The organism is Adlercreutzia sp. ZJ242, from assembly GCF_011038995.1.
GTDB lineage: Bacteria > Actinomycetota > Coriobacteriia > Coriobacteriales > Eggerthellaceae > CAAEEV01.
Map to the genome: position 1 here is coordinate 1 of NZ_JAAKEE010000078.1, position 6,542 is coordinate 6,542.

Annotated in this window: 5 protein-coding genes and 1 pseudogene; 1 reads left to right on the forward strand and 5 read right to left on the reverse strand. The window is 67.5% G+C overall.

Features of this window, described 5'->3' with window-relative positions:
• Window positions 1–804: 804 nt before the first annotated feature.
• From G7Y49_RS11615 to G7Y49_RS11625, 3 genes are all read right to left on the reverse strand, one after another.
• Complete coding sequence (locus G7Y49_RS11615) at window positions 805–1,944, reverse strand: ABC transporter substrate-binding protein (RefSeq protein ID WP_165173989.1); 1,140 nt, start codon at window positions 1,942–1,944, stop codon at window positions 805–807.
• 67 nt (window positions 1,945–2,011) lie between these two features.
• Complete coding sequence (locus tag G7Y49_RS11620; RefSeq protein WP_165173991.1) at window positions 2,012–2,794, reverse strand: ABC transporter ATP-binding protein; 783 nt, start codon at window positions 2,792–2,794, stop codon at window positions 2,012–2,014.
• 3 nt (window positions 2,795–2,797) lie between these two features.
• Window positions 2,798–3,763 carry an iron ABC transporter permease gene (locus G7Y49_RS11625; RefSeq protein WP_241157410.1) on the reverse strand — a complete coding sequence of 322 codons (966 nt, stop codon included), beginning with the start codon at window positions 3,761–3,763 and terminating at the stop codon, window positions 2,798–2,800.
• On the opposite strand from G7Y49_RS11625, the gene G7Y49_RS12325 reads away from it, so the two are divergent.
• Window positions 3,762–3,956: a hypothetical protein gene (locus G7Y49_RS12325; protein ID WP_241157409.1), complete on the forward strand. Its 195-nt coding sequence runs from the start codon at window positions 3,762–3,764 to the stop codon at window positions 3,954–3,956. The genes G7Y49_RS11625 and G7Y49_RS12325 overlap by 2 nt on opposite strands.
• Before the next feature lie 239 nt (window positions 3,957–4,195).
• Here G7Y49_RS12325 and dnaK read toward each other — a convergent pair whose 3' ends face one another.
• Together dnaK and G7Y49_RS11635 are read right to left on the reverse strand one after the other, a co-directional pair.
• Window positions 4,196–5,944, reverse strand: coding sequence for a molecular chaperone DnaK (gene dnaK, locus G7Y49_RS11630; RefSeq protein ID WP_165173995.1), 1,749 nt, complete (start codon window positions 5,942–5,944; stop codon window positions 4,196–4,198).
• 49 nt (window positions 5,945–5,993) lie between these two features.
• A pseudogene (locus G7Y49_RS11635) lies at window positions 5,994–6,542 on the reverse strand (molecular chaperone DnaJ); the annotation flags it as partial.

Consider the following 6,542-nt stretch of genomic DNA (forward strand, 5'->3'; position numbering starts at 1 on the left):
GCGAGCCCATGAGGGTGCCGGGGTTCGGGTTGTCGGGCCAGAAGGTGTGGGCCACGAACAGGTTGGTGGAGTTGACGATCATGAAGTCATAACCGTCGAAGATCATTGCGAATGCGAGGATCACGAAGATGACCCACGTGTGAGAGCTGATACCGATAGAGTCAATGACTTCAGAAACGGTAAACTCTTTTTTGTCCATTAATACCCCCTATACGAAAAATAGGTACTTTGCCGCTTACGGTAGAGCTAAGGGAATGCGGGCAAAGCGAGTAAAGAGATCTCATCCCCAACGCAGTAGCAAGACAAAGCTGCGGCATGTCATCAGGAATCGCAAAGAAGCTCGGTTTATAGGGATGGCCGAGCTCCTTTGCGACTACGATTCGCCGTTCCCCAACGGCGGATCGCGCCCTGCGCTAAGACTGCACAGCAGCCAGAAGAAACGACTGCGCGCACCCTCCTTCCATGATTCTCTCCTCAGGACTGTGTTCTCGACGTGGGAGCGTGACAGAAGTCACCTGTGCGCCCGCACGTCAGAAACGTACATCGTGCAAGATATGGTATGAGCATTTTGCGGTCAATGATTCTGGGGGTCGTTTTGCGGGTGGAACATCAACCCTGAGGGTCGATTTTCCTAATCCCCGCTTGCAAAACCCCAGGTCAGAACTTTTGCGTGTTTTCGCGCGCCGCCAGGGGAAAGCGAGGGCCCCAGTCTGATATGTCAGACTGGGGCCCAGGGTTTCGCTCATGCTGGAAGCCTTCCCGAGTTGCGTTGCCGAAGGCTCATATCAGCATGCTGAGGTGATGCTAGGCGGCCTTCGGAAGCGCGTTCTCGGTGAGCTTGGCCACCTCTTCGTCGCTCAGGTCGTAGCCGTAGAAGGTGTGGTAGTAGCTCTTCGCCACGTCCTCGATGGAGGTGTCGAACTTGTCAGGGTAGAGCAGGCGCGGCAGCCACTGCATGCCCATGACCTGGTTCACGGTCGGCGGGTTGTTGAGCCAGCAGTAGGGGCTGCCCGGCACCTCGTAGTAGTTGCCGCTGTCGATGGCGGCGATGCCGTCCCATGCGGGGTTGTCGCCCACGGTGTCGTAGATGCTGCCCTTCTGGAACACGATGAGCTCGGGGTTCCACAGGGCGATCTGCTCGAGGCTGACCTCCTGGCCCGCGCCGCTGCCCGTGGCCTTCTCGGGCTTGAACAGGTTGTTGGCGCACAGGTCGATGACGCCGCCCTGGTAGGAGTTCGCGGCGATGGCGTTCAGGCCCGCGTCGCCGAGCAGGTAGGCGATGTTGGCGCGCTCGGACTCGGGGATGGTGGCCATGACGGAGGTCGTCTCGTCATAGGCGGCCTTGCAGTAGTCGGACAGCTCGCGCCCGCGCTCCTCCATGCCGAGCAGCTCGCCGAGGTCCTCGTAGGCGGCGCCGTAGTCCTCGAGCTTGGTCTCGATGAACACGCAGGGGATGCCGAGCTGCTCCTGCAGGGTGTCGAGGTCCTCCTTCAGGCCGTCCTTGTACTCGCCGGTGTCGATGATGACCTGCGGGTCGGCAGCGGCCACGGCCTCTTTGTTGATGTCGCCCTTCGCGCCGAACGCCGCGCCGAACACGGGCAGGTTGGCCGCGTCGATGTCGAAGTACTTCGCCTGGTCCTCGGTGAGGTCCTGGGAGAGGCCCACCATCTTCTCGGGCGCCATGGTGAGCAGCACCTGGTTGGCGGTGTGGCCCGACGGCGCGATGCGCTCGATGGTGGCCGGCAGCTCGACGGTGCGGCCCGCCGAGTCGGTGAACGTGCGGGTCTGCGCCTCGGCGGCAGCCGAGCTGGCCGAGGAGCTGGCAGACGACGCGGGCGCGGCGTTCGACGCGCACCCGGCGAGGACGAGCGCCAGGCTCGCCGCGAGCGCTGCGGCGGCGAAGGCCGCTATGAGCCTCGTCCTCTTCTTGGTTGTGGTGGTCACGGTTCTTCCTTCCTTTCGTCGGATTGACGACGGGGGACTTGCGCCTCGCCTTCAGGCGGGGCTGCCCTCACCGCGCGATCTCCTTCACAGGCACGCAGACGCGCACCTTATCGCCGTAGAGTGAGTTGACTTCGACGTCGACGCCGTACAGCGCGCTCACCAGCTCGCGCGTGATGACGTCACGCGGGTCGCCGTAGGCGCGCACGGTGCCGGCGTCGATGACGAGCGTCTTGTCGGAGTAGAGGAATGCCTGGTCAGGCTGATGTGTTGACTGCACGATGGAGAGCCCCTCGCGCGCGAGCTGGCGCACGCACGAGAGCACGCGCACGGTGTTGCCGTAGTCGAGCGCGCTCGTGGGCTCGTCCATGATGATGGTGCGGGCCTCCTGCGCGATGGCGCGCGCGATGAGCACGAGCTGCTGCTCGCCGCCGGAGATCTGCGTGTAGGTGCGGTGTGCCAGGTGCGCGATCCCGACGCGCTCGAGCGCCGCGTAGGCGCGCTCCACGTGGCGCGGGCCGGGGGAGCGCATCATGCCCAGGTCGGCGCCGGTGCTCATGAGCACCACGTCGAGCACCTCGTAGTCGTACACCGGCGCGTGGCTCTGGGGGATGTAGGAGATCTCGCGGGCGCGCTGCTTCACGGACAGCGCGCGCATGTCCTTCCCGTTGACGCGCACGACGCCCTCGTAGCGCGCGTTCAGCCCCAGGATGCAGCGGAACAGCGTCGACTTGCCCACGCCGTTGGGTCCGAGCACGTTCACGAGCGTGCCGTCGGGGATGCTGACGTTCACGTCGTGCAGCACCTCGCGCCGCCCGTAGCTAAACGACAGGTTGGTGATCTCGATGCTCATGCGCTACACCTTCTTCTTGCGCGTGATCAGGTACAGGAAGAAAGGCGCTCCCACGAACGCCGTGAGGATGCCGATGGGGATCTCGGAGGTGGCCGTGAGGCGCGCGATGTTGTCCACCACGAGCAGGAAGCTCGCGCCGAACAGCATGCTCGCGGGGATGAGGCGGCGGTAGTCGCTGCCCACCATCATGCGGCACAGATGCGGCACCACGAGCCCCACCCAGCCGATCATGCCTGAGATGGCCACGCTCGAGGCGGTGGCCATGGTGGCGGCCAGGATGATGAAGAGGCGCAGCCGGCGGGCGTCGATGCCCATGGTGGACGCCTCGTCATCGCCCATGGTGAGGATGTTGATGCGCCAGCGCAGGGCGAACAGCACCGCCATGCCGACCGCCATGGGGATGGCGGCGATGGCGATGTCGGACATCTTCGCGCCGGTGAGGCTTCCCATGAGCCAGTAGGTGATGGCGGGCAGGTCGTCGGTGGGGTCGGCCACGAGCTTGGTGAACGACACGCCCGCCGAGAACAGCGAGCTGATCATGGTGCCGGCGAGCACGGTGACGAGGATGCGGTTGCCCTTCGCGCGGCTCGACACGAGGAGGACGAGCATCACGGTGAGGATGGAGAAGCCGAAGGCCGAGACCGACACGCCGAAGGCCGCCTGGCCGGCGAGGATGGCGATGGCGGCGCCGAAGGCGGCTCCCTGGGAGGCGCCGAGGATGTCGGGCGAGACGAGCGGGTTCTGGAAGGTGCCCTGGAAGGCCGCGCCCGCGGTGGCCAGGCAGCAGCCCACCATGAGCGCGAGCATGATGCGCGGCAGGCGCACGTTGAAGAACAGCGTCGCCTGCTGCGAGGTCCAGGTGGGCTCGAGCGTGACGCCGGGGACCTGGCTCGCGAGCATGGCGAGCGCCTGGGCGGGCTCGATGGGGTAGCGCCCGAGCATGAGCGACACGCCCGCGGCGAGCACCATGAACACGGCGAGCCCCGCGATGATGAGGTTGGCGCGCCGCGCCGAGACGCTGGGCGCCAAGCGCGCGGCGCCGTTCGAGGGGCGCGTGGCGCTGCCTGACGGCGGCTTGGCGTCGCTTGACGGGGGCGGCGGGGGCGGGGTGCTCGCTTCGGGCGAGGTGATCGTGCTGGGTTCGCCGGGGCGGCTCATATAGTCTCTCCCAAGTATATTTCCATAGAAGGCTAATATGCTAAGCGAGATTATATTCCTATATGAGGATAAAATAAAGCACGAAAAAGGGAGAGGCGCCCCGCCGGGCGGGCGCCTCCCCCTGCTTGCGTCGCGGCTCGCGCGTTTTGGCGCGGCTTGCTTGCGGGGCTGGTTCGCGGGGCTGGTTCGCGGGGCCGGCTTGCGCGTCGGGCGACCTGCGACGGCCCCGCCCTGCCGGGCGACCTACAGCTTGGCGAGCAGGTCCCTCAGGTTGGCGCTGGCCTTCGCCATCTCCGCCCAGTCGTCGTCCTTCATCTTCTCGGGCTTCTTCAGGAGGAGGCGCCCGAGGGCGGCGTGGGCCGACTTGAGCTCCTTCTTCTCCTCCTTGCCCAGCTCGCGGCCGCGGTCCTTGAGCACCTGCTCCGCCTGGCCGTAGAGCTGCTGGGCCTCCTCGCGCCGCGCGAAGGAGTCGCGGCGGGCCTGGTCCTCGGCGGCGTAGAGCTCGGCGTCGCGGATGGCGGCCTGGATCTCCTCGTCGGACATGCGCTCGGAGTCGGTGATGGTGATCGACTGCTCGTTGCCGGTGCCGAGGTCGCGGGCCGACACGGTGAGGATGCCGTTGGCGTCGATGTCGAAGCACACGTTGATCTGCGGCACGCCCGCCGGCGCGCGCTTGATGCCCTTGAGCTGGAACTTCCCGATGGTCTTGTTGTCGCGCGCCATGGGGCGCTCGCCCTGCAGCACGTGCACCTCCACCTTCGTCTGGAAGGGAGCGGCGGTGGTGAACACCTGCTCGTAGTGGACGGGCAGGGTGGTGTTGCGGTCGATGACGCGCGTGGCCACGCCGCCGACCGTCTCGATGGCGAACGACATGGGCACCACGTCGAGCAGCAGCAGCTCGCCGCCGCGGGGCACCAGGCCGCCCTGCGCGTTCGCGAGCGTGGCGCCTTGGACGGCGGCGCCCTGCGCCACGCACTCGTCGGGGTTCACGCTGCTCGACGGGCGCTTGCCGGTGAGGCGCTGCACGTGCTCCTGCACGGCGGGGATGCGCGTGGAGCCGCCTACCAGGAGCACGCTGCCCAGCTCGCTCGCGGCGATGCCCGCGTCGGCGAGCGCCTGGGTCACGGGCCCCGCGGTAGCCTCCACCAGGTCGCGCGTGAGCTGGTCGAACGTGGCGCGCGTGATCGTCTGCTCCAGGTGCAGCGGGCCTGAGGGCCCCTGGGCGAGGAAGGGCAGGTTCACCGTGGTGGACTCCAGGGACGACAGCTCGCGCTTGGCGCTCTGCGCGGCCTCGCGCACGCGCTGGGCGGCCATCGGGTCGCGGCGCACGTCGAAGCCGGCCTGGCGCTGGAAGGCGTCCATCAGGTGCTCGGCGAGGCGCGCGTCGAAGTCGTCGCCGCCGAGGTGGTTGTTGCCGGCGGTGGCCAGCACCTCGATCACGTTGTCGCCGATCTCGATGACGGACACGTCGAACGTGCCGCCGCCGAGGTCGTACACCATGACCATCTGCGGGTCGCCGTGGTCGAGCCCGTAGGCGAGCGCGGCGGCCGTGGGCTCGTTGATGATGCGCAGCACGTTGAGGCCCGCGATGGTGCCGGCGTCTTTCGTGGCCTGGCGCTGCATGTCGTTGAAGTAGGCGGGCACGGTGATCACGGCGTCGGTGACGGGCTGCCCCAGGTAGCTCTCGGCGTCCTTGCGCAGCTTGCGCAGGATCATGGCGGAGAGCTCCTGCGGGGAGAACGCCCTGCCGTCGACGTCCGCGCGCCAGTCGGTGCCCATGCGGCGCTTGACCGAGGTGATTGTGCGGTGGGGGTTCATGGCCGCCTGGCGCTGCGCGACCGTGCCCACGAGGCGCTCGCCGTCCTTGGAGAAGGCGATGACGGAGGGCGTGGTGCGCTCGCCTTCGGCGTTCGCGATGACCTCGGGCTGGCCGCCCTGCACCGCCGCGACGCAGCTGTTGGTGGTTCCAAGATCGATTCCGATGACGGCCATGGATATGCTCGCTTTCTCGAGGGTTCGGGTCAGGGCCTCAGGGGCAGGCTCAGAGGCAGAACAGGAAGGGCTGGCAGAGGGTGGGGCCGAAGCAGAGGCAGCAGCACAGCATGCTGGGGTCGATGAAGCCCGTGGAGAAGCCGCGCGTGGTGCTCTCCTGCTCGTAGGTCTGGGCGCGGCGCGTGAACGACTGCTCGGCGCGCGCGTAGTCGGCGTTGCCCGGGTCCAGGTTGCGCGCGCGGCGGATGTTCTCGAGCGCGGCCACGGTGTTGCCCGCGCCGTTGTTCGCGAGCGCGCTCAGGTAGTGCCAGCGCGCGTTGCGGTTCGCCGAGGTGATGTTGTTGAGGATGCCGAGGGCTGCGGCGAAGTTGCTCGCGTTGATGTAGCTGACGGCCTGGCGCACCTCGGCGGTGTCGGCGGCGGACGCCTCGGGGTGGATGGTGACGCCCGCGCCCGGCTGCGCCCAGGGGCTTGAGCCGCCGAAGAGGTCCTCCCAGTTGATCTCCACCCAGTCGTAGCTGCCGGCGCTCGGGCCCGTGCCCGTGCCGTAGGGGCTGCCGGCGCCGCCCGCGCCCGTGCCCGCGCCCGCGCCCGCGCC